The sequence below is a fragment of the Phenylobacterium aquaticum genome, assembly GCF_022695515.1.
GTDB lineage: Bacteria > Pseudomonadota > Alphaproteobacteria > Caulobacterales > Caulobacteraceae > Phenylobacterium > Phenylobacterium aquaticum.
This window is the reverse complement of sequence record NZ_JALDPT010000006.1, coordinates 51,473-77,991: the sequence shown is the minus strand read 5'-3', so window position 1 is coordinate 77,991 and position 26,519 is coordinate 51,473. Positions and strand designations below refer to the sequence as shown.

Sequence of the window (26,519 nt, the reverse complement as noted above, 5' to 3'; positions counted from 1 at the left end):
CGCTCAGCGCCCCTCGGCCATCAGCGCCTTGGCGGCCGTCTCGATCCGGGTCTCCAGCTCGGCCATGAAGGCCGCCCGCTTGAGACCCGGCGGGATGGGCTCCAGATACTGAAAGACGATCCGGCCCGGCCGGCGGAGAATTCCGTGCGGCGGCCAGCAGAGGCCGGCGTTGGTCGCCATGGGCACGCAGGCTGCGCCCAGCAGGCCATAGAGCCCCGCGACGCCGGGCTTGTAGGGCGCGGTCTCGCCCGGCGCCAGCCGCGTGCCCTGCGGATAGATCAGGAGCTGACGGCCCTCCGCCAGCATGGCCTGGGCCTGGGCGATCAGCCGGCGAAGCGCGCCCGCATGGCCGTCGCGGTCCACCACCACCATCAGCCGGTTGCGCACGGCGTACCAGCCGAACAGCGGGATCCGGGTCAGCTCGCGCTTGCCTGCCATGCTGGGCTTGGGCAGGTGGCTGAGCGGGGCGAAGGCGTCGAACATGCACTGGTGATTGGCCGCCACGATCGCCGGCCCGGCGGGGATGTTCTCCACGCCCCGGACCTCGACCTCGATCGCGCAGATCCGCTTCAGCCCCCAGATCGTGCCGCGGTTCCACAGCCTGGCCCAGCCCAGGCCCCAGGTCGTCGGCCCCCAGAACACCAGGGTCATGGCCAGGATGATCAGCACCGACCAGCCATAGAAGAACGCCGCGAAGGCGAGCGAGCGAACCAGGATCAAATGCGCCCCCCGACGCGTGACAGGTCGCGAACCCTACCATCTGAACGCGAGCCGCCCAGCCCCCTGTTCAACCCGACGGCGTCGCCAGGGTCTTGACCATGTGGATCGCCACCCCGTTGGCCAGGACCTCCTCCCGGTCGATCCGGTATCCGGCGCGGCGATAGATCTCGATGTTTCGTGCGAATTTCTGGTTCGTATAGAGCCGCAGGGTCTCGAGGCCGGCGGACCGCGCCAGGCCTTCCGCATGGGCCAGCAGCGCCTGGCCCAGGCCCCGGCCATGCAGGTCCGGGCGGACGGCGATATTGACGATCAGCAGATGGTCCGGCGCGGCCGCGGTCTCGATCACCGCGTCCAGCCGCCCGCCCGTCTCGGCCAGGTCGAAGCGGTTCAGGGCCAGGGCCTGGGCATAGTCGATGGTCATGGGCTTGGGCTCGCGCCCGATCAGCGCGACCCAGGGGGCATAGGCCGCGCGAACCAGGTCGGCGATGGCGGCGGCGTCTTCGGGACCGGCTCGGCGCAGGAACATGGCCCGACCTGAGGGCCTTGGGGCCCCTGCGTCAAGCGCCGCACCGCGCGAAAAACGACCAGGGCGCCGCAGCGGAAGCCTTTGAATTTACGTGACAAGGCCGATTTTCGTGCCACGCTTCACGACCGTACGGCGCAAGACGGGATCGATACACCCGTCGATGGGACGACGACAGATGCGAACAGGCGATGACAGATCCGCCGTCACATCGGCTGATCGGCGACGGCGCGCGGCGGCCGGACAAACGGCCGGCCACACCCCGCGTCCCGGCGGCGTGGAGCTCGAGCCCCGCAAGCTGCCCAGGCAGGCCCGCTCGCGGGCGACCTTCAACGCCATTGTCGACGCCTGCAGCCAGGTGCTGGCCAGCCGCTCCTATGAGGAGCTGACCACCAACGGCATCTCCGAACGCGCCGGGGTCAGCATCGGCACGCTCTACGAGTACTTCCCCAATCGTGAGGCCATCGTCGCGGCCCTGGTCGCGGAAGCCTGCGACCGCATCGTCATGCGCATGGAGCGCGCCATAGACGAGGCCGCAGACATGCCGGCCTTCCAGGGGGTGGAGCATCTGCTGGCCGCGGGCATCGACAGCCTGGGCGCCCCGGAGAACGCGCTCGAGGTGCTGCTGCGCGACGCGCCTTTCGTGATGCAGCTGCCGGCCTTCCGCGGGACGCGCGAGACCCTGACCGGCCTGTGCCAGGACATTTCGATCCGCGCCGCCGATCGCCTCAGCCTGCCGGAGCCGGCGATCGACGCCTGGCTGATCTCCCAGATGCTGTTCAGCGCCATGCTGGAGATCGCCTTCCTCAAGGGCACGGACGCCGAGCGTCTGGCCCTGCGCCGTCAGCTGGCCTTTCTCACCTTCCGCATGGCCATGGGACGCGATCCCCTGCCCCAGGAAATGGGCGCCACGGGCGCGGCGCCCGCAGCCGGCTGAAAGCCGAGCGGCGCCGCTTCGACCTGACGGCGCGCAGCCCCCCTTACCCGCAATGGGCGTTGTCCCTTGGCCTTTGGCGCGCGCCGCGCCCCGCGCCTGACGCTACGTCCTCAAACCCGAGTAGTCGCGCGCAAGCATCGGGTCCCATACTCGTTCCGGGCTCGCTGACGCTTGTGCGGATTGAGTAGAAGCCCCGCACGGCCTGCGTTCAGTGACCCCTTAAAAGAAAAATCCGAGGCGAGCCAAACAAACGCCCGGACGGGGAGGAAACCGAATGCACACGACTTCGCACCTGCGGAGCCTGCTGACGCTTGGCGTCAGCGCGGCGGCCTTGATGACCGCTTCCCAGGCCATGGCCCAGGCACGACCCGCCGCGGCGCCGGCCAACACGGTCTCAGAGATCGTGGTCACCGCCCAGAGGCGCGAGGAGAGCATTCAGGACGTGCCCATCGCGGTGTCGGCCTTCTCGGGCGACAACCTCAAGAACCAGCGGATCGAGACCGGCCAGGACCTGCTCCAGGCCGTGCCGAACGTGAACTTCTCCCGCGGCAATTTCGGCGGCTACAATTTCCAGATCCGCGGGATCGGCACCAAGCTGGTGGCCACCAGCGCCGACGCCGCCATCGGCATCCACGAGAACAACGTCCCGCTGACCGCCAACACCCTGGCCGACGCCGAGTTCTATGACGTGGAGCGGGTCGAGGTGCTGCGCGGGCCCCAGGGCACCCAGTTCGGCCGCAACACCACCGGCGGCCTGGTCAACATCATCACCAACAAGCCGACCGACACCTATGGTGCGCGGATCAGCGCCGAACTCGGCAACTTCAGCACCCGGCGCGTCAACGGCATGATCAACATGCCCCTGCCCGGCAACTTCGCCCTGCGGGTGGCCGGCGCCTATCTCAAGCGCGACGGCTTCTACGACAACCTGACCACCGGCCACGACGTCGACGACCGTGACCTGTGGTCGACCCGCGCCACCCTGGCCTGGGACCCGACGGACAAGCTCAAGGCCACCTTCATGTGGGAGCGGTTCCGCGAGGACGACCACCGGCTCCGGGTCGGCAAGCAGCTCTGCGTCAAGGATCCGGGCCCGACCACCATCGGCGGCGTCGCCACCAACACCTCGGCCGCGACCCGCACTCAGGACTATTTCAGCCAGGGCTGCAAACTCTCCGACCTGCACGGCGCCAACGCCCTTCAGGAGATCAACAGCGCCGTCACCCTGGGCGGCGGCCTGGGGGTGGCCGCGGGCCTGATCAATGGCGACGCCTATGCGGGCAAGCAGCAGAACCCGGACCTGCGCAAGATCGAGTCGGTGTTCGACCCGCTCTACCGCAACGACGCCGACGTCTATCAGCTCAACATCGCCTACCAGCTCAGCGACAATCTGGAGCTGACCTATACGGGCGGCTATTCCGAGAACAAGGGCTTCACCGAGGCGGACTATAACCGCGCGGTGCCCACCGGCACCCTCAATCCCAATGTGTTCTTCGGCCAGCTGACAGACGCCAACGGCTATTTCGACGATCCCCAGGTCGGCCGCCGCAACCAGTTCACGACCATCGATTTCTCCGACGGCGAGAGCAAGCAGCAGACCCACGAGGTCCGGCTCCAGTCGACCTTCGACGGTCCGATCAACTTCAGCGCCGGCGTCTCGGCGCTCAAGTTCAAGACGGTCTCCAACTACTACGTCACCAGCAACACGCTCACCGCCATGGGCGAGTTCATCAACCTGATTTCCGGCTGCCCCAAGACCGGCAGCCTCACCCTGCCGAACTGCATCTATGTGGATCCCAACGCGATCCCCAACGGCTCGGGCGGCAACTATTTCGACAGCCGCACCGGCTACCAGATCTCATCGACCGCGGCCTTCGGCGAACTGAACTGGAAGCTCACCGACGACCTCAAGCTGACCGCCGGCCTGCGCTACACCGCCGACCACAAGCGGGCCCAGCCCTATCAGCCCCGCCTGCTCACCGGCGGCGTCGGCCAGGCGCCTCTGGCGGTGCAGATCGTCAACTTCAAGGAGACCACGGGCCGGCTGAACCTGGAATGGTCGCCGGAGCTGTCCTTCACCAACAAGAGCCTGTTCTACGCCTCCTACGCCCGCGGCTATAAGGGCGGCGGCTTCAACCCGCCGCAGTCGCCGGGCCAGGAGCTGTTCCCCAAGTCCTATGCGCCGGAGTTCATCAACGCCGTCGAGGTGGGGTCGAAGAACACCCTGGACGACGGCCGGCTGATCCTGAACGGCACCCTGTTCTACTATGATTACAAGGGCTACCAGGTCTCCTCGATCATCCAGCGGACTTCGGTCAATGTGAACATCGACGCCAAGCTCTGGGGCGCGGAGCTGGAAGGCATCTGGGAGCCGGTCAAGAACCTCCGGTTCAATTCCAGCCTCGGCTACCTGCACACCGAGCTGGCCGACAACCAGTCGCTCGACCTGATGAACCTCACCCAGAGCGACCCGACCCTGTCCACCGTCCGCAACGGCGTCACCTATTCCATGTGCGTCGCCAAGGTCTCGGAACTGGCCAAGCTGCAGCAGGCGGTGAACGCCGGCCTGGTGCCGGCGGCGGCGGTGAGCGGATCCCTGTTCGCCCCGGCCCTGCTGCCCGGCGTCTGCAATGGCGGCTTCGCCCCGGGCACGCCCGCGGCCACCGCGCTCGGCTTCTCGGTCACCCCCTCCGCCGGGGTCCCGGCCAAGCTGGGCGGCAACGAGCTGCCCAACTCGCCGCACTTCACCGCCTCGGTCGGCGCCCAGTATCAATGGGAGCTGGCTGGAGGCTGGCAGGTCACGCCCAGGGTGGATTTCTATTACCAGGGCAAGAGCTACGCCCGGATCTTCAACGCGATCAACGACCGGCTGGACTCCTACACCAACACCAACCTGTCGCTCCTGATCGAGAAGCCGGAGTGGGGCTTCCAGATCCAGGCCTATGTGAAGAACCTGACCGACGAAACCGTGGTCACCGACCAGTACCAGACCGACGACACCTCGGGCCTGTTCACCAACATCTTCATGACCGAACCCCGCACCTACGGGGTCTCGCTCACCAAGCAGTTCTGAACCCACCGTCCGGATCCCCCCAATATCCGGAGGGCGTAGCGCAGGGCCAGCGCACATTCATGGCCCAGTCGCCTTGCGGGACCTTCCCAACCCGCACCCCAGCTCGCCGTCCGGCGCCCCCGCCGGACGGCGCTTCTTTGCCGTCAGCCCTGGTAGAGCACGTCGTTGGGCTTCTTGCCGCCGTGCAGCAGGATCGCCGGGTCGCCGATCCCGCCCCGCGCCCAGGTCTCGGCGATCGGCTGTTCGCGGTTCCATTCCCAGCGCAGGTTGCGGCGAAGGATCCGCCAGACCCCGTCGCGCTTCTCCATGCGATCCACGGCGCGGGCGAGCGTCAGGGTCTCGAACGGCGGCTCGGCGACCGGATAGCGGGCGAAGGACAGGTAATAGGCCTCGCAGGTCGCGCGGGACGGCCCCTCCAGGTCGACCAGGATATTGGTGACCGTGTGGGTCATCAGCCGCTCGCTGTGCAGGGTGGGCAGGATCGCGGCGATATAGTCGCTGGCCGGGCCCAGGAACGACCCGCCGTGATCCTCCACCGCGTCGTCGTGATAGCAGGCGCGCAACAGGGCCTCGTCGCCGCGGTCCACGGCGCGGCTGTAGCGCAGCACCACCTCGGTGATCGCCTGCTTGTCGATGAGGGCGCGCAGTTCCGCCTGGGAGACGTCGGGCTCGCTCATGGCTAGCGGGTCTTGGCGTCGAAATCCTCGACGAGGCCCATGGCCTTCAGGAGGTGGGCCCGGTCGTAATATTCCCGCCAGATCTTGATCAGCGGCCCCTCGAACTCCAGCACGCCCACCACCGGCGCCGAGCCCGGCTTGCCGCGGATCACGAACTCGTCCGTGCGTTCCATATAGAGGATCCCGTCGATCACCCCCATGTGGCGGATGTTGAGCGTGATGCTCTCCAGCCCGTCGCCCAGGCCCGACACGCGCTTATAGACCGCCTCGCGCCCGACGATCGGCTCGACCATCATCGAATGCAGCACCCCGTCGGGCGTGAACATGTCGGCGACCTTGCGCCAGTCCAGGGCGCGCCAGGCCTCGGCCATTTCGCGGCCGATCGCGATCTTCTGCTCGTCCGTAAGATTGGCGGACATGATGTGGCTCCTCCCCTGAACGGTGCGCGACCGCCTGTCGCGACACTCACGTCGAAATTAACTTGCATAACGGTACCGACCGTTGGCAAGTCCTTTCTGGAGGAACTGAGTCCGAGGCTTCGGACGGCGTCAATCGCCGCGCGAACGCCCCGGGCGGTTGTTCCCACAATGAGTGACTTGCTTGACGAGACGAAAAAAACACAGCCTATTCTTGGAGGTGTAGACGACCGAAAAAACAATGGGGGAAACGTCGTAGTCGGGATAACCCGCGACCCTTTGCGCCTGCGCGATCTGTGAAGCGCGGCCACCAAGTCCTGGTCTTATGCAAGTTGGCGTGCCCCACGGGCCACGCGCGCCGGGATGGGTTCGTCCGAATACGCCACACCCCCTGATGACGTCGAAGATCTACCGCCTGGGGGCGGGGAAACAACACGGGCCAACGACGACTTTCAGGTCGCACAGGCCCAGGGGGAGAAAACCAGTGAAGCTGCAACACACCACATCCGTCATCGCCCTGCTCGCCGGGATGACGCTGGCCATGCCCGCCTTCGCGGCGGCGGCCGGCGGCACCCAGCTCGAAGAGCTGGTCGTCACCGCCCAGAAGCGGGAAGAAAACGTCCAGGCGGCGCCCTTGGCGATCACCGCCGTCACCGGCGCCAGCCTCGCCAAGGACCGGGTGCTCAGCCTGGAGGACCTCGGTCACAACATGACCGGCATCTCCTTCACGGCCAATTCGCCCCAGGCGAACGAGATCAACATCCGCGGCGTGGTGAACACCCGCCTCACCTCGCCCACCGCCGACCAGTCGGTCTCGACCTTCGTCGACGACGTCTATGTCAGCCGCTCCGGCAACCTGAACTCGTCCTTCTATGACGTGGCGCGGGTCGAGGTCGTCCGCGGGCCCCAGGGCGTGCTGCTCGGCAAGAACGTCGCCGGCGGCGCGGTCAACATCATCTCCAACGCGCCCAGCTTCGACACCTCGGGCAAGATCACCCTGACCGCCGGCAATTACGATCTGCGTCAGACCCAGGGCTATCTGACCGGCGCGCTCACCGACACCATCGCCGGGCGCTTCTCGTTCCAGACCATCAACCACTCGGGCTACGCCAAGGACCTGCTGCACAACTCCGACCTCGAGGACCTCAACTCGGTCCAGGGCCGGGTCCAGCTTGCCTATAAGCCGACCGACTCCGACCTGCGCGCCAGCCTCAATGTCGACTACGCCAAGGACGACAATCACGGGGTCAACCGGGTCGGCCTGAAGAGCTCGACCCTGCCCGCCGGCCCCAACATCTGGTCGGGCACCCGCACCCTGATCGCCGCCCAGCTGCCGGGCCTGAACATCCGCGAGAGCTTCCCGGTTTGGCCGCTGTTCAAGGGCGACCTGGCCCCCACGCCGCAGGGCGCGCGCCACGAAACCTATGACGTCATCGCCAAGATCGAGAAGGACGTCGCCCCCAATATCCGCTTCGCCAGCATCACCGGCTACCGGGACAACCGCGCCTTCACGATGTACGACCAGACGGGTCTCGGCCCGACCAACGGCTTCAACTTCACCGCCGCCCAGCTGGCGAGCGTGGGGTCGTCGCTGCTGTTCGCCGAACCGGTCAACTTCATCGAGCAGGTCCATCAGTTCTCGGAAGAGGTGCGCCTGACCTCCACCAATCCCGACAGCCGTCTCGACTGGATCGTGGGCGCCTACTACCTCAAGAGCCGGGTCCACCAGTTCAACCGGTTCTGGGGCGAATCCTCGGTCCTGCCGACCCTGTCGGGCGAGTCCCACTGGGACGACCACGGCCATAACCAGGACATGGCCGTCTTCGCCCAGCTTGGCTACAAGCTGACCGACACCCTGAAGCTCGAGGTCGGCGCCCGCTACACCCAGGACAAGAAGGGCGGCGATCAGACCGGCATTATCGTGGCGACCGGCGACAAGCTGCACCCCCTCGACACCGCCCCGCTCACCCCGCTGACCACCAACTTCACCACCGGCTACGGCAAGAGCTGGAGCAAGCTGACGCCCCAGGCGACCCTGCGCTGGACGCCCAACGACACCACCATGGCCTATGGCACCGTGTCGGTCGGCTTCAAGGGCGGCGGCTTCCAGAACGACGCCTCCAACGCCTTCGCGGCGGCGACGCCCTACAACCCCGAAACGGTCACCAACTACGAGGTCGGCTACAAGACCGAGATGTTCGACCGCACGGTGCGCTGGAACTCGGCGGTCTTCTACATGAAGTACACCGACCTGCAGGTTCAGCAGACGCTCGCCTCCTGCCTCTGCAACGTGATCAGCAACGCCCCCGGCGCGACGATCAAGGGCGTGGAGACCGACCTGCAATATGCGCCGAACCACTGGTTCCACGCCTGGGCCAGCGGCAGCTATGTCGACGCCAAGTACGACCAGTTCGTCTTCGCCGGCGTGAACAACTCCGGCCACCTCATGCAGCGGACGCCTAAGTGGCAGGCGGCGGTGGGGGCGGAAGCCACCACCAGCGTCGGCTCCTGGACCGACGCCCTGGTCGGCCGGGTCAGCTATCGCTGGCAGGGCAAGATGCCGTGGGCTCCGGAGAACACCTCCTGGGAAGACGCCTACGGCACCCTCGACGCCCGGATCACGCTCACCTCGCCCACCAAGGGCTGGAGCGTCTCGGCCTTCGGCAAGAACCTGACGGACGAGGTCTACCGGACCAACATCATCGTCTTCTTCAATGACGAGATGTCCTCCTTCGGGGCGCCGCGGACCTTCGGCCTGGAAGTCTCCGCGCCGTTCTAAGACTATGGTGACGGCCGGGCGGTTCGCCGCCCGGCCCTTTTCTGTTTGAGTACGAGAGGTCGGTCATGGGCCGTTGCTACGCCATCCTGGGCAAGGTCATCGCGGCCTGGCAGGCCAAGGACATCGAGGGCGTTCTCGCCCACATGGCCGACGACATCGTCTGGTACTACGCCGCCCCCGGCATGCCGCCGGTGCGCGGCAAGGCCGCCGCCGCCAAGCTGCTGGGCAATTTCCAAAAGGACATGCACGGCATCCAGTGGCGGATCTTCGCCTATGCCGAGACCGGCGACCGCCTGTTTATCGAAGGCGTCGACGACTACACCACCGCCGACGGCAAGCGCATCGCCGCCCCCTATGCCGGGGTGCTCGACTTCAAGGGCGACCTGATCTGCGGCTGGCGCGACTATGTCGACCTGGGCGTGCTCGCCGCCCAGAAGGCCGGCGAACCCCTGTCGCGTCAGGTGCTCGAACTGCTCGACCGCCCGGTCGCCTCGTGAGCCCTTTTCTCTCCCTCGACCGCCGCACCCTGCTGGCCGCCGCCGGCGCCGCCGGCCTGGTCGCCGCCTCCCCCGCCCTGTCTCAGGAAAAGCCCATGTCGCGCCTCTATCCCACCCTGCTCGCCATCCTCGACGCCTGGCATCACCAGGATGTGGAGGGCGTGCTGGTCCACGTCACCGACGACATCATCTGGCGCAACTCCTCCGGCTACGCCCCGGCGATCCGCGGCAAGGCCGCCATGCGCACGGCGCTGCAGGGCATGGCTCCGGTCATCAAGACCAACAAGTGGCGCATCTTCGACTATGCCGAGAGCGCCGACCGCCTGTTCATGGAAGGCGTCGACGAGTTCTGGCTGACCACCGGCCAGCACGTCGCCATCCCCTATGCCGGCTCGCTGCAGTTCCGGGGGCCGCTGATCTGCGAATGGCGGGAATATTTCGACGGCCGGATCAGCGCCGCCATGAAGGCCGGCCAGCCGATGAGCGCCGAGGTCCAGGAAATGATCTCCCGGCCGGTGGCCAGCTGATCCGCCCTAACGCGACCTAGCGTCGCAGGCGCCGCACCTCCATAACTTTAACGGTCATTTACCAACACCTGCGACCCTAGCCGCCAGTTCACTGTGTTGACGGCTGGGGTCCCTCATATGCTTCGTACGATTAAGGCGCGGATGCGCGCGTCATGGACCGCCGGTCTGGTGGTGATCATGGCCATCTGCGCCTTCAACGCCCTGCTCCTGGCGGAATCCAACGCCAAGCTCAAAGAGCTCAGCACGGTCTGGCTGCCGGTCGAGAACAATCTGGGCGACATCAACGGCTTCGTCTCCGACTACCGCGCCGAGGAAGCCAGCCATATCCTCTCGGTCGACACCGCGACCATGCAGGCGGCAGAGAAGATCCTCAACGCCGACGCCAAGCAGATCGACGACCGCTTCAAGCTGCTGGCTCCGGTCAAGCTCGACCCGGCCATGCGCCAGGCGGTCGGCGACCTGGAGAAGAGCTGGAAGGCCTACAAGGCCGGCGGCGGCGACATGCTCGCCTTCTCCCAACTGAACCAGAAGGAGTTGGCCACCGAGGGCTACCGCCAGCGCCTCGACGACTACACCAAGCTGAACGCCCAGATCGTGGTCATCTGCGACAAGGCCTCCGACGCCGCCGAGGCCGCGCGGGCGGCCGGCGAGCGCCAGTTCAAGCAGGCCATGACCTTCTCCGCCCTGATCGCTCTGGTCATGATCGCCGGCGGCGTCGGCGCCGCGGCCTTCTTCGAACGCCTGGTGGTCTCGGCGATCCAGCGCCTGGAGGCCGTGATGCAGCGGCTGGCCGGCGGCGATCTCAGCGTCGAGGTGGTCGGCGCCGACCGCGGCGACGAGCTCGGCGACATGGCCCGCAGCGTCCTGGTCTTCAAGGAGAACGCCGTCGAGCGCGCCCGCCTCGAGGCCGACGCCGCCCAGATGCACCAGGAGGTCGATCGCCGCCTGAAGAGCACCGAGGCCGCCTTCGAGGCCGCCGGCGAGGCCCAGAAGCGCGTCGTCGACGCCATGGCCCATGAGCTGTCCGAACTGGCCCAGGGCGACCTCACCGTCCGCCTCGACCTCGACGTCGCCCCGGAATACGAGCGCCTGAAGGCCGACTTCAACTCCGCTGTCGCCCACCTGCAGGACGCCATCCGCACCCTGTCCGGCTCCACCGTCGCCATCGATTCCGGCGCCCAGGAAATCACCCAGGCCGCCGACGACCTCTCGCGCCGCACGGAACAACAGGCCGCCAGCCTGGAAGAAACTGCCGCGGCCCTCGACCAGATCACCGCCACGGTCGGCAAGACCGCCTCGGGCGCCAAGGAGGCCACCGGCGTGGTCGCCACCGCCCGCGCCGACGCCGAGACCTCCGGCGAGGTCGTCCGCCGCGCCGTCACCGCCATGGGCGAGATCGAGGAAAGCTCCGGCAAGATCGGCCAGATCATCGGCGTGATCGACGAGATCGCGTTCCAGACCAACCTTCTGGCCCTCAACGCCGGGGTCGAAGCCGCCCGCGCGGCGAGGCCGGCAAGGGCTTCGCCGTGGTCGCCTCCGAGGTCCGGGCGCTTGCCCAGCGCTCGGCCGAAGCCGCCAAGGAGATCAAGACCCTTATCTCGGCCTCCAGCCAGCAGGTGGCGTCGGGCGTGGACCTGGTCGGCCAGACCGGCAAGGCGCTGGGCCGCATCGTCCAGCATGTGGCCAGCATCGACGCCCTGGTCATCGAGATCGCGGCCTCCGCCCAGGAGCAGGCCGCCGGCCTGCATCAGGTCAATATCGCGGTCAATCACATGGACCAGATGACCCAGCAGAACGCCGCCATGGTCGAGGAGACCTCGGCCGCCGTCCACGCCCTGCGCGGCGAGACCGGCGAGCTCTCCACCCTGGTCGGCCGCTTCAAGGCCGGCGACGCCGCCGCCCCCCAGCGCCGCACCGCCGCTCCGGCCCGCATGTCAGCCCCCCAGCCCCAACGCCAGAAGATCGCCGTCAACAGCCGCGCGGCGCCTGCGCCGGTCGATGACAGCTGGGAGGAGTTCTAGGGGCGAGGCTTTAGCGCCAGAGCCGCCGCTCCGGCCAGGACCGCCACTTGACGGGATAACTGTGAGCCCGCCTAGGTTAGGCGATGGCGACATCGCAACCTGAGGATCAGCCGCCCCCTTGGCGCCCAATTCGCCGGTGGCTTCCCCCACCCTTGGCCTGGGCCTTTTGGGCGCTGACGTTCTGGTGCGCTTTGGTCGTGTCGCACTACGCGCCAAAGCTTGGGGTCTTGGCGATCCCGCTCGGAGTTGCTGGGGCGCTTGGGCTGCTGTTCCTGGGCGCACTGGTCCATCAGGGCGTCGTGGCGCCGCTTGTCGCCTCGGCCGCGCCGGTCATTGAAGTTCCTCCTCCGCCGCCAAGGTCTGAGCCGGACGAGACCTATCTGGTCCGGCCGCGTCCGAGCTACCCGGCGGTCGCGAACCTCCGGGGCCAATGCGGTTGGGTGCGGCTCCGGCTGCGGATCGACGGGCGGGGTCTGGTCCACGCCTGTCAGGTCGTCGAACAGGCGCCGGGCCGAGTGTTCGAGAAGGCCATTCTGCAGGCCCTCGGTCACGCCCGCTTCGCGTCCGGTCGGCCGCGGGAGGGCACGGCGCTTGTGATCTTCGTGAGCGAGGGGGATCACACCCCGGACTGGGCCGTCGAACGCCTGGCCGCGGCGGCCCCTCCGCCCTGAGGTTCGCTCACCCTGGCGGCGCAGAAACGGACGCTCTCCTGACGCCCAACTGGATCCAACCCCCACCTCCCCCTGGACCGTCCGCGCCATTTCCGCTTCGCTGGGCCCCATCCTCAGCCACGCCAGGAAAGGGCCGGCGCATGATCACCGTATGGGGCGGGCAGACCTCGCGATCGATCCGGGTCGTCTGGCTGCTGGAGGAGATGGGCCTGCCCTACCAGATCCGCCAGGTGGACATGCTGGCGCCCGTGCGGGACCCCGAGTTCCTGGCGGTCAATCCGGCCGACTACATCCCGGCGCTGCAGGACGGCGACGTCTCGATGATCGAGTCCATCGCCATCATGGAATATCTGATGGCCCGCTACGGCCCGACGCCGCTGGCGCCCGCGCCCGCCGATCCGACCTTCCCCGCCTATCAACAGTTCCTCCACCTGGGCGAGGCCGGCCTCGCCACCCTGATGATGCCCGTCGTCGTCAGCCGCTTCATGGCGCCGGAGGCCGAGCGGGAGAACTGGGGCGCGACCTGGTGCCTGGCGGTGCTGCAGAAACGCCTGAACCTGGTCCGCCAGCGCCTCGCCGCCTCGCCCTATCTGGCGGGCGAAGCCTTCACCGCCGCCGACATCTCGGTGACTTACGCACTGAACCTCGGCCAAAGGAACTGCGGCCTCACCCTTGGCGACGCCGAACAGGCCTATCTCGCCCGCACCACCGGCCGCGACGCCTACAAGCGCGCGATGGAACGCTCGCATGAGGGGGTGGGCGGCTAGGCTCCCCTCACCCCTGCGTCACCGTGAACGCCGTCGCGGCTTCCCCGCAGTGGTCGCAGGTGTCCCCGAAACCCCCCGAAGCCGCAAGCACGGGGCGCCGCAGGGTGGCATGCAGCCGGCGCGGGCTCTAACTTGGCGGGATGCGTAGACGTCGCTCCGGCAAGGTGGCGACCGCACGCGGGGGGATTCCCATGGATGAGACCGAAGAGCTGATCCAGCTCTGCGTACGCGCGCTCGCCGCTCAGATGATCGCGGCGCCTGGGGTCGAACTCCACATGACGCGGACCTGCGTCCTGGGTCTGACCGAAGAACCGCTTGCGGACTTCAACAGGCTGACCCTCGGCGCCGATCCCAAGGCCGAGGAGTTCCTCATCCGGTCCGTGGCCCGAGCGGTCGAACGAGGACGGCCGCTCTCGGCCGTCATGAGCCCCCGCGCGGCGGAAGCCCTTGCGCCGGTCGCGACGCGGCTGGGCATGACCGCCGTCGGAACGGCGCCGCTGATGGTGCTTCGCCCGGACGTTCCCGTGCCCCCGGCGCGCCCGACCAAGGTCGTCCGCGCCCTCGGTCCGGATTTGGCCGCCGTCGCAGGCGACCTGATCGCCGCCGCCTTCGACGAGCCGCGCGATATCGTTGCCAGGTATTTCGAGGTCTGCATGACCGAAACCTCGGGCGTCGAGACCTACATCGCTTGGGGCGACGCGGGTCCAATGTGCACCGTCACCGTCACCCCGACGGGCGATACGGCGGGGATCTCCCTCATGGCCACGCCGCCCGAGCACCAGCGCATGGGCTTCGGCCGAGCCCTGTTGAGCGAAGTGATCCGCGACTACCGGCGCCGCGGGATGACGCGCTTCCACCTCGGCGCGTCGGAAGCCGGCCGACCGCTCTATGACAGCCTCGGCTTCGAGCTGGTCGCCGACCTCCCCGTCTGGAGCCTGGCCCTGCCGGGAAAGGGGACATGATACCTATTTCCCGGCTACGCCCGCGCCGATCAAAATCGGGAAACAGGTATCGTGTCCCCGAAGCCCCCCCTCACCCCTGCGTCACCGTAAACGCCGTCGCCGGCTCCCCGCAGTGGTCGCAGGTGACGAGCGGCACAAGCTCGTGGCCGCAGGTGCGGTGATAGGTGATCAGCGGCGGGCCCTTGTCGCCGGCCAGCCATTTGTCGCCCCAGCGGTTCAGCTCGGCGATCAGCGGATAGAGATCGCGGCCCTCGTCGGTCAGCCGGTATTCCCAGCGCTCGGGCCGCTCCTGGTAGAGCACCTTCTTCAGCACCCCCAGCTCCACCAGCCGGCCCAGCCGGTCGGACAGGATGTTGGGCGCCACGCCCAGGCTGTTCTGGAAATCGTTGAACCGCCGGCGGCCTAGGAAGGCCGAGGCGATCACGTGGCTGGTCCACCTGTCGCCCAGCACCTGGAAGGCGCGATCCAGCATCGGGTTGCCGTTGTTCAGCCCCTCGGCCGGCACGATCGAGCGCCGCTGCGCCCGCGGCGGCGGCGAGGGCTCGACGCCGGCGCCCGGCCCGTCCTGCACATAGACGTCGCGCGGGCTGACCACCTCCTTGCAATGGCCGCAGCGGAACTCCGGCGTGAACTCGTGGCCGCAGCTATGCTTCAGCCTATGGGCCGGATTGGCCGCGTCATAGAACCAGCGCTTCTCCCAGCGGATGATGGTCAGGGCCAGGCTGTAGAGGTCGAGGCCCATGTCGGAGAGGTGATATTCCTCCCGCGCCGGCCGCTCCTGATAGAGCACCTTCTTGAGGATCCCGGCCTTGCAAAGCCGCCGCAGCCGGTCGATCAGCAGGCTGCGGGCCAAGCCTATGCGGCTCTGGAAATCGTCGAACCGGTGCACCCGGTTGAACGCCAGAAAGAGGATCATCAGGGTCCAGCGATCGCCCAGGATGTTGAGCGCCCGCGTCGCCGAATTGGCCTGGACCAGCTGGGTCAGAGGGGCCGCGTCCGGGCTGTCGGTTCGGCTGGACTCGGGCATGTCACCTCAGGCGTCGAAGCCGCGGACCCTTCGGTTCCGGACCGGTGTTGTCAAGACCTGCCGGGGGCCACGCTTGGAGGGAAACCCCCAAGCTCGGAGGCGCTTATGGACTCTATTGAACCACAAAGGGCACGAAGGAAGCGAAGGAACACAAAGGGGCCAGATCTTCGACGCGGGCGCGAGCGTCAGCCAGTTTGTCGGCGCTTTGCGCCAATAAGCATCTAGGCTCAGCCCTCGACCGTGATCTCAGTTCAGCGCGAACGCCTTCGTGTTCCTTCGCTTCCTTCGTGCCCTTTGTGGTTGAAGCGGCCTCTCGGCGCCAACCTCGCTCAGGCCCGGCCCTAGATCGCCGCAGCCTCATAGTCCGCCACTAGGTCGTCCACGATCTTCGCCAGCGGTTCCACGGCGCGCACCTCGCCGGCGCCCTGCCCCGCGGCCCAGACGTCGCGCCAGCGCTTGGCGGCGTCCTCCGGGCGGCCCAGGCTGATCTCGGCCTTGGTCTTCAGCCCCTCGGCGTCATAGCCGGCGGCCGCCAGGCTGGCCTTCAGCCAGTTGGCCGGAATGCCGGTCAGGGCCGCGGAGGTCACGATGTCCTCCGCCGTCGCCTCGATCAGCATCTGCTTGTAACCGGCCACCGCCATGCTCTCGGTGCAGGCGATCAGCCGGGTGCCCAGGTTGGCCAGGTCCGCGCCCAGCATCTGGGCCGCGCGGATCGCCCGGCCCGAGCCGATGCCGCCGCCCAGGACGATCGTGCCGCCAAACACCTCGCGCACCGCCGGCGCGAAGGCGAAGCCGGAGATCGGGCCCGTATGGCCGCCCGCCCCCGCCGCCACCAGCACCAGGCCGTCCACCCCCGTCGAAGCCGCCTTCTGGGCATAGGTGATCGAGTTCACATCGGCCCAGACGATCCCGCCATAGCCGTGGATCGCCTCGACCACCGCCGTCGGGCTGCCCAGGGCCGTGATAACGATCGGCGGCTTGTGCTTCAGCACCAGCTCCAGCTCCTCCTCCCAGCGGGAATAGGAACGGTGGACCATGATGTTCATCGCCCAGGGCGGCGCATCGGCCGGCAGGGTGGCCGTGATCTGGCCCATCCAGGCGTCGAGGTCGTCGAGCGTCCGGGCGTTATTGGCCGGGAAGGTCCCGATGATCCCGGCCTTGCAGGCGGCCAGCACCATGTCGACGCCGGAGACCAGGAACATCGGCGCGGCGATGGCCGGCAGCCTCAGGCGCTCGGCGATGTGGGCGGGCAGGCTCATGCTCAGGCCACGTCCGATTTCGGCGGCCAGGGGAAGAAGCCCGAGGTGCGGCGCATATAGGCCTCATAGGCGGGCTTCCGGCGCTTCAGACGCCCCTCGACGGTCGGCACGCCGCTCCAGCGGGTGAGCGTGAAGACCAGGTAGATCGGGCCGACGACGGCGAACAGGCCGGGCGTCGTCTCCGCCGCCACCAGCCACAGGCCCCACCAGACGCAGGCGTCGCCGAAATAGTTGGGGTGGCGGGTATAGCGCCACAGGCCCCGGTCCATCACCTCGCCCTCATTGGCGGGGTCCTTCTTGAAGCGCACCAGCTGCCAGTCGGCCAGGCTCTCGAAGATCAGGCCGAAGATCGCCAGGCCCTCGCCGATCAGGCCGACCGGGCCCAGCTGCGCCGGCTCGGGCGCGATCTGGCCCAGCTGGATCGGCAGGCAGACCAGCCAGAGCAGCGGCATCTGCAGCATGAACACCAGGCGGAAGGCGGCGTAGCCATAGCCCCAGCCGCGCTCGGCCTTGGCCTTGTCCAGCATCCGCACATAGCGGCCGTCCGGCCCGTGGTCGCGCCAGCGCCACAGCATGTAGCCGCCGAGCCTGAGCGCCCAGGCGACGCAGATTGCCGTCAGCACCATGCGCCGCGGCGTGCCGCCGCCGGTCTGCAGATAGGTGGAGATCGCCACCACGCCCATGCCCAGCCCCCAAAGGCTGTCGACCGGCGTACAGTCCTTCTGGGCGACGCAGATCGCCCAGGCCAGGACGAATAGGGCCAGGATGACGCCGGCATTCACCGCCAGCACCGTCACGTAATCAGGCATATGCTCACCCCCGAATCCGCCCCTCTAACGCCGGCGGTTTGACAGTCTTTCTATGCAAGTTAGGCTCGCCTCGCAAGCGGGCGTGAGCGGCCCCCAAGAGCGCCGCCAATCGGGAGGAGACCAACATGGGCGAACGCAAGGTTGCGCTGATCACCGGCGCGGCGGGCGACATCGGCGCCGCCGCCGCCCAGGCCTTCGCGGCCGCCGGCCTCAATGTGGTCGTCACCGACCGTCGCGGCGACGCCCTGGACGAGGTCGCCGCCCGCTTGAACGCCACGGGCGCTGACGTCATGGCGCACGCCTGTGACCAGACCGACCCGGAGGCCGTGGGCCAGCTGTTCGACGCCGTCCGCGACCGGTTCGGCCGCCTCGACGCGGCCTTCCTCAACGCCGGCTATGGCCGCTATGGCGCGCTCATCGACCTGCCCTTCGACCAGTGGAAGAAGCATGTGGAGGTCAATCTCAACGGCGGCTTCCTGATGGCCCAGGGCGCGGCCCGCCTGATGCGCGACGCCGGTCGCGGCGGCGCCATCGTCATGAACGCCTCGACCGCCGCCACCCACATCTGCGACATGCTGGGCGCCTACGCCGCCTCGAAGTCCGGCGTCCGGATGCTGGCCAAGTCGCTGGCGTCGGAGCTCGGCGTCCACCGCATCCGCGTGAACCTGATCCTGCCCGGTGTCATAGAGACGGCCATGACCCGGTCCCTGATCGACGACGCGTCCGTCCGCGCCGACGCCCTCACCAACACCCCCGTTGGCCGCCTGGGACAACCCGAAGACATCGCCCGCATGGCCGTCTTCCTCTGCGACGAGACCGCCAGCGGCTACATCACCGGCGCGGAAATCCTCATCGACGGCGGCCAGACGCTGCACGGCTATCCGCGGTGGTTCAGCGCCGACTATGCGAAACCCGGCGACGACTGGGCTCCGCATTCGGGACGGTGAGCCCCCTTCAGCATCCTCCCCGCACCTCACGCATACCCCCGTCACCAGACCTTGGTTAGCGCCCGGGCCCGTCCCGTGATAGGAGCCGTGCCCCCGCGACACCGTGGCGGGGCTCCGGGGGCTCTTCCTGGTCTGGCCGGCTTGGCCAGTCCGGACCAAAAGAGCCCTGAATCAAAACCTTAGGGCGCGCTCGCGCGGGAAACTTCCCCGCCGTCACGCGAAGCGCTCTAGAAGACGTTGAGGGCCAGGAGAGGCGCGTATGAGCAAGGTGCTTGTGATTGGAGCCGGCGGCGTGGGGTCGGTCTGCGTCCACAAGATGGCGATGAACACAGGCGTGTTCTCGCACATCACCCTGGCCAGTCGGACCAAGTCGAAATGCGACGCCATCGCCGCCTCGGTCCTGGCCAAGACCGGCGTCGCCATCGACACCGCCGCCCTCGACGCCGACGACGTGGCGGCCACCACCGCCCTGATCGCCGCCACCGGCGCGAAGCTGGTGGTCAATCTGGCCCTGCCCTATCAGGACCTCAACATCATGGAGGCCTGCCTGTCGGCGGGCGTCTCCTATCTCGACACCGCCAATTACGAGCCCCGCGACCAGGCCAAGTTCGAATACAGCTGGCAGTGGGCCTATCAGGAGCGCTTCGAGAAGGCCGGGCTGATGGCCCTGCTGGGCTGCGGCTTCGATCCCGGCGTCACCTCGGTCTTCACCACCTATACGAAGAAGCACCTGCTCGACCGGATCGACACCCTCGACATCCTCGACTGCAACGGCGGCGACCACGGCCACCCCTTCGCCACCAATTTCAATCCCGAGATCAATATCCGCGAGGTCACCGCCCCCTCCCGCCACTGGGAGAACGGCCAGTGGGTCGAGGGCCCGCCTCTGGCCCACAAGCAGGTCTTCGACTTCGACCAGGTCGGCCCGCGAGACATGTACCTGATGTACCATGAGGAGCTGGAGTCGCTGGCCAGGTTCTACCCGGACATCAAGCGCATCCGCTTCTGGATGACTTTCGGCGCCTCCTACCTCAAGCACCTGGAAGTCCTGACCAATGTCGGCATGACCCGGATCGATCCGGTGATGTTCGAGGGCCGCGAGATCATCCCCCTGCAGTTCCTCAAGGCCCTGCTGCCCGAGCCCGCCTCGCTGGGGCCCGTCACCCGCGGCAAGACCAATATCGGGACCATCGCCACCGGCCTGAAGGACGGCGTCCAGAAGACCGTCTACATCAACAATGTCTGCGACCACGAAGCGGCCTATGCCGAGACCGGCAGCCAGGCGGTCAGCTACACCACAGGCGTCCCGGCCATGATCGGCGCGGCCCTGATGCTGACCGGCCAGTGGTCGGGCGCGGGCGTGTTCAACATGGAGCAGCTCGACCCCGATCCGTTCATGGACATGCTGAACCGCCAGGGCCTGCCCTGGCGGGTCCGCGACCTCCCCGCCCCGCTCGCCTTCTGAGCCCCCTTAAGATGCAGACCCAGTCGGCCGGCCCCGGCGCCTTCGCCCGCCTCGATCTCGCCCGCGTCCCCTCGCCCAGCTTCGTGGTCGACGAGGTCGCGGTCCGGCGCAATCTCGAGGTCCTGGCCGATGTCGGTGCCCGCGGCGGCGCCAAGGTGCTGCTGGCGCTGAAGGCCTTTTCCATGTGGGCGCTCGCCGACTTGGTCGGCCGCCACCTCGACGGGGTCTGCGCGTCTGGCCTCTGGGAAGCCCGCCTGGCCCGCGAGCACTATCGCGGCGAGCTCACCACCTATGCGCCGGCCTATAAGCGCGAGGATCTGCCGGAGATCCTGGCCCTGTCCGACACGGTGATCTTCAATTCCCCGGCCCAGATCGCCCGCTTCGCCGACCTGATCGCCGCCGCCCGTGCCGCCGGCCACGCCTTCGAGATCGGCCTGCGCCTCAACCCCGAGCACAGCGAGGCCGAGGTCGCCAAGTACGACCCCTGCCAGGCTGGCTCGCGCCTGGGCTTCCCGGTCTCCCAGCTCAAGCCCGAGCACCTCGACGGCGTCGACGGCCTGCACATCCATGCGCTCTGCGAACAGGGCTTCGAGCCGCTCGCCCGCATCTGGGCGGCTGTAGAGCCAAAGCTCGCCCCCCACCTGCCTCGCCTGAAATGGCTGAACCTCGGCGGCGGCCACCACATCACCCGCCCCGACTATGACCGCGAGGCCCTGGTAGCTTTCACAGCCGACCTCACCGCCCGCCACGGCGTCCAGGTCTATCTGGAGCCCGGCGAGGCCATAGCGCTGGACGCCGGCGTCCTGGTCGGCGAGATCCTCGACGTCTTCGACAACACCGTCCCGGTGGCGATCACCGACATCTCCGCCACCTGCCACATGCCCGACGTCATCGAGGCGCCCTACCGCCCGGCCCTGCTGGGCGAGGCCGAGGGCGGAGTAACCGTCCGCATCGGCGGCCCCTCGTGCCTGGCCGGCGACATCATTGGCGACTACGGCTTCGCCGCCCGCCCCAGCCCCGGCGACCGCATCGCCTTCCTCGACCAGGCCCACTATTCCATGGTCAAGACCAACACCTTCAACGGCGTCCCCCTGCCCGCCATCGCCCTGTGGAACAGCGAGACGGACGCCCTGCGGCTGGTGCGCCAGTTCGACTACGCGGCGTTCCGGGACCGGCTTTCCTAGGGTCCCGCTCCCCACCACCCCGCGCAGTCCCGCGCAGGCGCGAACCCAAGCGGCGCGAGGCGTGTGAACCTGCTCCAAGCCGCGCCAGCTTTGTGGCGGCGCCGAAGCGGCTGTCCGCCCCCAATTCTTCTGTCCCCCACACGTCTACCGAGTGATAGGCTGGCCGCTAGACCGGAGGACGCTATGAAGACCGCGACGCTCCTGGGCCGCCTGGCCCTCGGTTTGCTGGGCCTGCTCCTCGCCGCCAACCTCGCCGGCTTTGCCTATGAACGCCTCGCCGAGGCGCGGGACGCGAAACTCTATCCGCCGCCCGGCCGGTTGGTCGATGTCGGCCCGCGCCGATTGCATGTCCTCTGCACAGGGCCGCAGGCCGGACCCACGGTGATGATCATCTCCGGCGGCGGTACGCCGTCCGTGGTCGACTATCCGCTCCAGGATCGCATCGCCCGGTTCGCCCGGGTCTGCACCTATGACCGGCCCGGCCTCGGCTGGAGCCCGGCGGCCGGCGCGCCGGTCAGTCTTGATGACGACGTGGCGGACCTTCACGCCGTGCTGGCCCAGGTCGCGGCCCCGGGCCCCGTTGTGCTTGAGCCGGAGTCCTTCGGGGGACTGATCGCGCTCGCCTATACCCGTCGGTTTCCGAGCGAGGTGGGCGGACTGGTCCTGGTGGACGCCACCGAGCCCGGCCTCTGGTTCGAACACGCCGATGCGGCGAAGAAGGCCCTGGGCGTGACCCCGGCGCTCGTCCCGATCCTGACCTCCGTCGGCGTGGTGAGGCTCATCGTCCCGTCACAGCTGCAATCCCTCAACTGGAACGCCTACTCGCCCCGGGAGCAGGCGGAGCTTATGGCCATCTTCTCCAGACAGAACCCGGGCCGGAATGAATCCTTGGATGTGATGGCCTCAACCCCGGCGACCGAGCGCCGGAGCCTGCCGGAGGCCGCCTTCGGCGACCTTCCCATGGTCGTGATCCAGCATGGCAAGCCCTTCACGGGCCCGAACGCGGTGTCCGAACCGGGCTGGGCCGCGAGCCAGGCTCGCCTGGCCCGGCTGTCGTCGGCAAGCCGCCTGGTCGTCGCGCACGACAACGGCCACGAGATCGCGGAGCAGAACCCGGATCTGGTCGCGGCCCTGACGCGACAGGTCGTCGATCAGGTGACCGCATCCCTTTCCTCGACCCGGCCCACTCTTCCATAGCCAAGACCAACACCTTCAACGGCATCACCCTGGCCGCGATAGCCCTTTGGAACAGCGAGACGGACGCCCCGCAGCTGGTGCGCCAGTTCGACGACGCCGCGTTCCGGGACCGGTTGTCCTAGAGCAGGCCCCTGGTCGCCTCAGCCGGCCGCGCCCGGCTCGGCCAGGTCGGCGGCCTCGATCGTCTTCAGCATGTCGTCCGTGATCTCGGTCGCCGCGCCCAGGCGGTTGGCCTGCAGGGCCACCGCGCGCTCGAACAGGTTCCGCACGTCCCGCCCATTGGCGAAATTGGCGGTCGCGGCGCGCCGCCGGGCCAGCTCCAGGCGCACCGCCTCGCGCGCCGAGGCGGACAGGACATAGTCCGCGCTCTTGGCCTGCCGCTCGAAGATCTCGAGCGTCTCCTCCGGGGTGTAGTCGGGGAAGGTGATCGTTCGGGAGAACCGTGAGCGGAGACCTGGATTGGAATCCAGGAAACCCTCCATCTCCTGTGTGTAGCCGGCGGCGATCACCACCAGGTCGTCGCGGTGGTCCTCCATCAGCTTGAGCAGGGTCTCGATCGCCTCGGATCCGAAGTCTTGGTCGTCCTTGGACGTCAGGGCGTAGGCCTCGTCGATGAACAGCACGCCGCCCAGGGCCTGTTCGACCACCGCGGCCACCTTGGGCGCCGTCTGGCCCACATAGCCACCCACCATCTGGCTACGATCGACTTCGACCAGCTGGCCCTTCGATAGCAGGCCGAGCTTGCCGTAGACCTGGGCCACCAGCCGCGCGACCGTGGTCTTGCCGGTCCCGGGATTGCCGGAGAACACCAGATGCAGGCTGAGGTCGGGCACTGGCAGGTTTCGCTCCCGCCTGAGCTGCGAAACCTTGGCGAGGTTCACGAGGGTGTCGATCTCACGCTTGACCGACTGCAGGCCCACCAGGGCGTGAAGCTTCGCCAGGGTCTGCTCCACCGTCTCGTCGGTCGGCGGCGCCGCCTTCACCGCGGGCCCTGAGTCTGGCCCGGCCTCGCTCTTGCCATCCGTGACAATCTCGAAACGGATGACGTCGTCGGTCGGCTCGGCGTCGTCTGGAGGCGCGGCGGCGTCGGGAGTCGCGGCGGGGTTCGCCATCGCCGTCTCCACCAGGGCGGCCTTCTCATGCACGAGGTTGGTGATCCAGGCGATCTGGGCCAGCTCCGCCTCGGTCGCCTTGTCGTCGGCCAGGGCCAGGGCCTCGGTGAAGCGGCCGATGAAGCGCACGAAGCTGTCGTTGAACGCCTTGTAGGGCAGGTCGCCGGGCGACCAGGCGCCCGCCGCCTTGGCCAGCATGAGGGTGTAGAGCCCCTGGGCCGCCTCCTCCTGAAAGGCCGCCGCATCCGTCACCCGGTCGGCCCAGAGGCGCTGGTAGTATTCAGCCGGGTTGTCGGCGCTGAAGGCGTGGTTGAGCAGGTCGACCTCCAGCGGGGTCAGCCGGCCAGTGGGGCTGCAGACCTGGATGCAGGTCACCGCCGCGATCAGCAACAGGCTCTCCGGCGTGGCCTGGCCGCAGTCAATTCCAGCCTCTCTGAGCTTGGTCAGGCCGGGCTCGAGGTCATAGCTCACGTCGCGCCACAGGGCGCCGGCGTCGAGCGCGAACGACACGGCCTGGCGACTGAGCATCGGCGGGTCTTCGGCCCAGGCCGTGGACGCCTCAACCGGGGCTGGGGCCGGCATGGCGGGTTGGGCCTGGGATTCGGGCGGCTGGGGTATCGCGGGCCGCTCGGCCCGGACCGCATCGCGCAGCGGCCGCGCCGCCGGCGAGGCCTGACCCCTCCAGCGCAGGATGAGGCCGAGCGAGAGCAGCCAGCCCAGGACCGTCCACCCCAGCAGAACGTCCAGCAGCCCCACGATGATCAGGTGGCGCGCGCGCAGCCGCGCCGCCGCCCCCAGGGCCACCGGCGCGAAATAGACCGCCAGGATGACGAGCGCGACCCACGCGGGCAGGGTCTGTGTGGCCGCCGGTGTCTGCATCCCATCGCCTCCCGCCGCCTGACCCGCAGCGGTCCGCAAAGCCACCTACCTAAAGCCGAAACGCCATGCAACGCCACCTCTGGCTAGGGCCCGCTCAACCTGGGGATCGGGCGTATTGCCGCCGAAGTGGGTGACGATCACCGCCCGCCCGCCCGTTCGGCCAGCAGCCCCATCAGGTGATGCGGATCTGGGCGACAGAGCCGTTCCGGTAATAGCCGGCCACAGGCACGCCCCCCGCCGCGGCGGCTGCGTCGTTCGCATAGGTCGCGCTCGTCTTGATATAGGCCGAGGACGGCGCACCCAGCTCTGACCAGCTGAAAGCCGTGACATAGGTTCCGGACTTGAACCCTGAAATGACGCCCCCCGCCGTCTGGGCGATCAGCACCAGCTGTCCGGCCGCGCCGGGGAACACGGTGGAATTGGTCCCGCGGGTGACCATCCCCACGAAGGAGCCGGCCATTTCCAGGCCGAACGCAGCGTCCCCATTGTCCCCCGGAAGGGTTCGCGGCTGACGGGCGAATTGACCGACCGAGATCGCGTTGTTGTCCAGCACGCCGCCGAAATAGCCCAGGGTCACGGCGTCGACGTGATATCCGAACTGGGTGATGTTGATCGCGTTGTCGACGCCCGCCGCCATGGCGCCGTTGGCGATATTGCGGATCGCGTAGGTCGCCTTGGGCACGCCGTTGCGGGCCGAGACCACGGCGTTGATCTGATTGGATCCCGAGCCCTGCAGATCGATCTCGACCGCCGTGGTTGGATCATACCAGGTCTGGGCGCCCTGGCGCTCGATCAGACCGTCGAACTTGATGCTGTTCTGACCCGAGGCGACGCCCTTGAGCACCATGTTCGAGCCGGCCGGGTCCTGCAGATGGAACGCCGCGAAGATATTTCCGCCGCCGCGGTCATGGACCATGTTGTTGGCCTGGCCGCTCACCTGGGCCTGGCCGCTGTACCAAATCTTGTTCCCGACCCATTGGTTGGTCGACCCGTTCGGACCGAAGACCAGCCCGTCGAGTCCGCTGCCGCCGATGTCTATCCCTTTGAATCCGTTGTCATAGGAATTGACGTACATGCCGCGGCCGCCGCAGTCGACGATCTGGATCGGGCCGTATTCGTTGCCGCCGGCGCCCTCCAGGTACATGCCGTCGTCCTTGAACCCGGAGATGACGATCTCCCCGATGCGGTGACGCGGAATCTGCGAGCCGATCGGGCTGTTGGCCCGGTAGGTCGGGTCGCTCACGCCGCTGAAGGCGTTGATCAGATAGAAGGCGCGGTGCACGCCGGTGGTGGGCTGCGACGCCTTGTTACCGATCAGGGTCAGGCCCCAGATGTGCAGGAACGTCACATAGGGATCATGCAGCACGAACATCGGCTGGCCGGAGGCATAGGACTGGATGATCGTTCGCCGCGGCACGCCGACCAGGCAGGTGTTGTTCAGGAGCGTCAGGCTCGAAACCGTGTAGCGGCCGCCCCCGGACAGGGGCGACACCGCGATCGCCTCGCCGGAATTGATCGCCGCCTGGAATGTCGCCGTGTCGTCCGACGTCCCTACGGCGCCGAACTCGGAGACGTCGCGAAGGCCGGGAAGCACGACAACGCCTGTGCGGCCATTGACGGACGTTACGCTCATTGCATTTCCTTTCAGACGTTGAGGCCGACCTTCCGAGGCTTCGGAACCCCTGGGCGAATTTCACAACCTTATGTGGAGTCGCCGCGCCTGGATCTGAAAGTTGAGCTTGGCGCAATCACATCTCTGAGTGATCGCTGGGGGATGCGTCACGATAGGCCGGACCGGTCGCCGTCGGGGCCCGCGCCGCCCGCCGCCCTAGAACCGGTCGAGGTCGTTCGCGAAGGTCACGGGCCCCTTGTACTGGGCGTCGATCTCCGCCGTGAGGCGCGTGACCTGGGCCGGGTCGGGCGTGTTGCCGCCGAAGTGGGTGACGGCCACCGCCCGCACGCCCGCCCGCTCGGCCAGCACCCCCACCTGGCCAGCTGTTCCGCCGCCCCGTCCCCGGCGTCGACCAGCACCTTGTGGTCGCGCCACAGCAAGAGGTGCGCCGGCTCGGA

Annotated in this window: 22 protein-coding genes and 1 pseudogene; 13 read left to right on the top strand and 10 right to left on the bottom strand. The window is 68.0% G+C overall.

Annotated features, from left to right (window positions below):
• Nucleotides 1–3: 3 nt before the first annotated feature.
• Together MQH10_RS06380 and MQH10_RS06375 are read right to left on the bottom strand one after the other, a co-directional pair.
• Nucleotides 4–720 (bottom strand): lysophospholipid acyltransferase family protein, encoded by a 717-nt coding sequence (locus tag MQH10_RS06380; protein WP_242563231.1) that lies wholly within the window; start codon nucleotides 718–720, stop codon nucleotides 4–6.
• A 67-nt stretch (nucleotides 721–787) separates the two neighbouring features.
• Entirely contained in the window at nucleotides 788–1,246 is a 459-nt protein-coding gene (locus tag MQH10_RS06375) for a GNAT family N-acetyltransferase (protein WP_242563230.1), read from the bottom strand.
• Between the two features lie 274 nt (nucleotides 1,247–1,520).
• On the opposite strand from MQH10_RS06375, the gene MQH10_RS06370 reads away from it, so the two are divergent.
• Entirely contained in the window at nucleotides 1,521–2,180 is a 660-nt protein-coding gene (locus tag MQH10_RS06370; RefSeq protein WP_242563229.1) for a TetR/AcrR family transcriptional regulator, read from the top strand.
• A 274-nt stretch (nucleotides 2,181–2,454) separates the two neighbouring features.
• Entirely contained in the window at nucleotides 2,455–5,253 is a 2,799-nt protein-coding gene (locus tag MQH10_RS06365) for a TonB-dependent receptor (protein ID WP_242563228.1), read from the top strand.
• Nucleotides 5,254–5,396: 143 nt separating this feature from the next.
• On the opposite strand, the gene MQH10_RS06360 is transcribed toward MQH10_RS06365, so the two are convergent.
• Nucleotides 5,397–5,930, bottom strand: a complete 534-nt coding sequence (locus tag MQH10_RS06360; protein ID WP_242563227.1) for a nuclear transport factor 2 family protein — start codon at nucleotides 5,928–5,930, stop codon at nucleotides 5,397–5,399.
• 2 nt (nucleotides 5,931–5,932) lie between these two features.
• Complete coding sequence (locus MQH10_RS06355; protein ID WP_242563226.1) at nucleotides 5,933–6,349, bottom strand: nuclear transport factor 2 family protein; 417 nt, start codon at nucleotides 6,347–6,349, stop codon at nucleotides 5,933–5,935.
• Nucleotides 6,350–6,830: 481 nt separating this feature from the next.
• Here MQH10_RS06355 and MQH10_RS06350 point away from each other — a divergent pair, with 481 nt between their 5' ends.
• From MQH10_RS06350 to MQH10_RS06315, 7 genes and pseudogenes are all read left to right on the top strand, one after another.
• Complete coding sequence (locus MQH10_RS06350; protein WP_242563225.1) at nucleotides 6,831–9,125, top strand: TonB-dependent receptor; 2,295 nt, start codon at nucleotides 6,831–6,833, stop codon at nucleotides 9,123–9,125.
• Nucleotides 9,126–9,190: 65 nt separating this feature from the next.
• Nucleotides 9,191–9,622 (top strand): nuclear transport factor 2 family protein, encoded by a 432-nt coding sequence (locus MQH10_RS06345; RefSeq protein WP_242563224.1) that lies wholly within the window; start codon nucleotides 9,191–9,193, stop codon nucleotides 9,620–9,622.
• Nucleotides 9,619–10,149: a nuclear transport factor 2 family protein gene (locus MQH10_RS06340; RefSeq protein WP_242563223.1), complete on the top strand. Its 531-nt coding sequence runs from the start codon at nucleotides 9,619–9,621 to the stop codon at nucleotides 10,147–10,149. The genes MQH10_RS06345 and MQH10_RS06340 overlap by 4 nt, the downstream gene beginning before the upstream one ends.
• A gap of 117 nt (nucleotides 10,150–10,266) precedes the next feature.
• Nucleotides 10,267–12,170, top strand: a pseudogene (locus MQH10_RS06330) (HAMP domain-containing methyl-accepting chemotaxis protein).
• Between the two features lie 227 nt (nucleotides 12,171–12,397).
• Nucleotides 12,398–12,841 carry a TonB family protein gene (locus MQH10_RS06325; protein WP_242563222.1) on the top strand — a complete coding sequence of 148 codons (444 nt, stop codon included), beginning with the start codon at nucleotides 12,398–12,400 and terminating at the stop codon, nucleotides 12,839–12,841.
• Nucleotides 12,842–12,981: 140 nt separating this feature from the next.
• Entirely contained in the window at nucleotides 12,982–13,608 is a 627-nt protein-coding gene (locus tag MQH10_RS06320) for a glutathione S-transferase family protein (RefSeq protein WP_242563221.1), read from the top strand.
• A gap of 191 nt (nucleotides 13,609–13,799) precedes the next feature.
• A complete protein-coding gene (locus MQH10_RS06315; RefSeq protein ID WP_242563220.1) occupies nucleotides 13,800–14,570 on the top strand; it encodes a GNAT family N-acetyltransferase in 771 nt (256 codons plus the stop codon).
• 70 nt (nucleotides 14,571–14,640) lie between these two features.
• Here MQH10_RS06315 and MQH10_RS06310 read toward each other — a convergent pair whose 3' ends face one another.
• The 3 genes from MQH10_RS06310 to MQH10_RS06300 form a co-directional block, all read right to left on the bottom strand.
• A complete protein-coding gene (locus MQH10_RS06310; RefSeq protein ID WP_242563219.1) occupies nucleotides 14,641–15,597 on the bottom strand; it encodes a winged helix-turn-helix transcriptional regulator in 957 nt (318 codons plus the stop codon).
• Between the two features lie 341 nt (nucleotides 15,598–15,938).
• Complete coding sequence (locus tag MQH10_RS06305) at nucleotides 15,939–16,856, bottom strand: NAD(P)H-dependent flavin oxidoreductase (protein WP_242563218.1); 918 nt, start codon at nucleotides 16,854–16,856, stop codon at nucleotides 15,939–15,941.
• A gap of 2 nt (nucleotides 16,857–16,858) precedes the next feature.
• The gene (locus tag MQH10_RS06300) at nucleotides 16,859–17,665 is read right to left on the bottom strand and encodes a DUF1295 domain-containing protein (RefSeq protein ID WP_242563217.1); all 807 of its coding nucleotides are present in this window, start codon (nucleotides 17,663–17,665) and stop codon (nucleotides 16,859–16,861) included.
• Nucleotides 17,666–17,790: 125 nt separating this feature from the next.
• Here MQH10_RS06300 and MQH10_RS06295 point away from each other — a divergent pair, with 125 nt between their 5' ends.
• The 4 genes from MQH10_RS06295 (at nucleotide 17,791) to MQH10_RS06280 (ending at nucleotide 22,458) form a co-directional block, all read left to right on the top strand.
• Nucleotides 17,791–18,612 (top strand): SDR family NAD(P)-dependent oxidoreductase, encoded by an 822-nt coding sequence (locus tag MQH10_RS06295; RefSeq protein WP_242563216.1) that lies wholly within the window; start codon nucleotides 17,791–17,793, stop codon nucleotides 18,610–18,612.
• A gap of 259 nt (nucleotides 18,613–18,871) precedes the next feature.
• Nucleotides 18,872–20,077 (top strand): saccharopine dehydrogenase family protein, encoded by a 1,206-nt coding sequence (locus MQH10_RS06290; protein WP_242563215.1) that lies wholly within the window; start codon nucleotides 18,872–18,874, stop codon nucleotides 20,075–20,077.
• A gap of 11 nt (nucleotides 20,078–20,088) precedes the next feature.
• The gene (locus tag MQH10_RS06285) at nucleotides 20,089–21,261 is read left to right on the top strand and encodes a carboxynorspermidine decarboxylase (RefSeq protein WP_242563214.1); all 1,173 of its coding nucleotides are present in this window, start codon (nucleotides 20,089–20,091) and stop codon (nucleotides 21,259–21,261) included.
• Between the two features lie 183 nt (nucleotides 21,262–21,444).
• Entirely contained in the window at nucleotides 21,445–22,458 is a 1,014-nt protein-coding gene (locus tag MQH10_RS06280) for an alpha/beta hydrolase (protein WP_242563213.1), read from the top strand.
• A gap of 140 nt (nucleotides 22,459–22,598) precedes the next feature.
• Here MQH10_RS06280 and MQH10_RS06275 read toward each other — a convergent pair whose 3' ends face one another.
• The 3 genes from MQH10_RS06275 to MQH10_RS06265 all read right to left on the bottom strand — a co-directional run bounded on the left by MQH10_RS06275 (nucleotide 22,599) and on the right by MQH10_RS06265 (nucleotide 26,436).
• The gene (locus MQH10_RS06275; protein ID WP_242563212.1) at nucleotides 22,599–24,449 is read right to left on the bottom strand and encodes an AAA family ATPase; all 1,851 of its coding nucleotides are present in this window, start codon (nucleotides 24,447–24,449) and stop codon (nucleotides 22,599–22,601) included.
• Between the two features lie 172 nt (nucleotides 24,450–24,621).
• The gene (locus MQH10_RS06270) at nucleotides 24,622–26,082 is read right to left on the bottom strand and encodes a hypothetical protein (RefSeq protein ID WP_242563211.1); all 1,461 of its coding nucleotides are present in this window, start codon (nucleotides 26,080–26,082) and stop codon (nucleotides 24,622–24,624) included.
• 195 nt (nucleotides 26,083–26,277) lie between these two features.
• Nucleotides 26,278–26,436, bottom strand: coding sequence for a hypothetical protein (locus tag MQH10_RS06265; protein WP_242563210.1), 159 nt, complete (start codon nucleotides 26,434–26,436; stop codon nucleotides 26,278–26,280).
• Nucleotides 26,437–26,519: the final 83 nt, after the last annotated feature.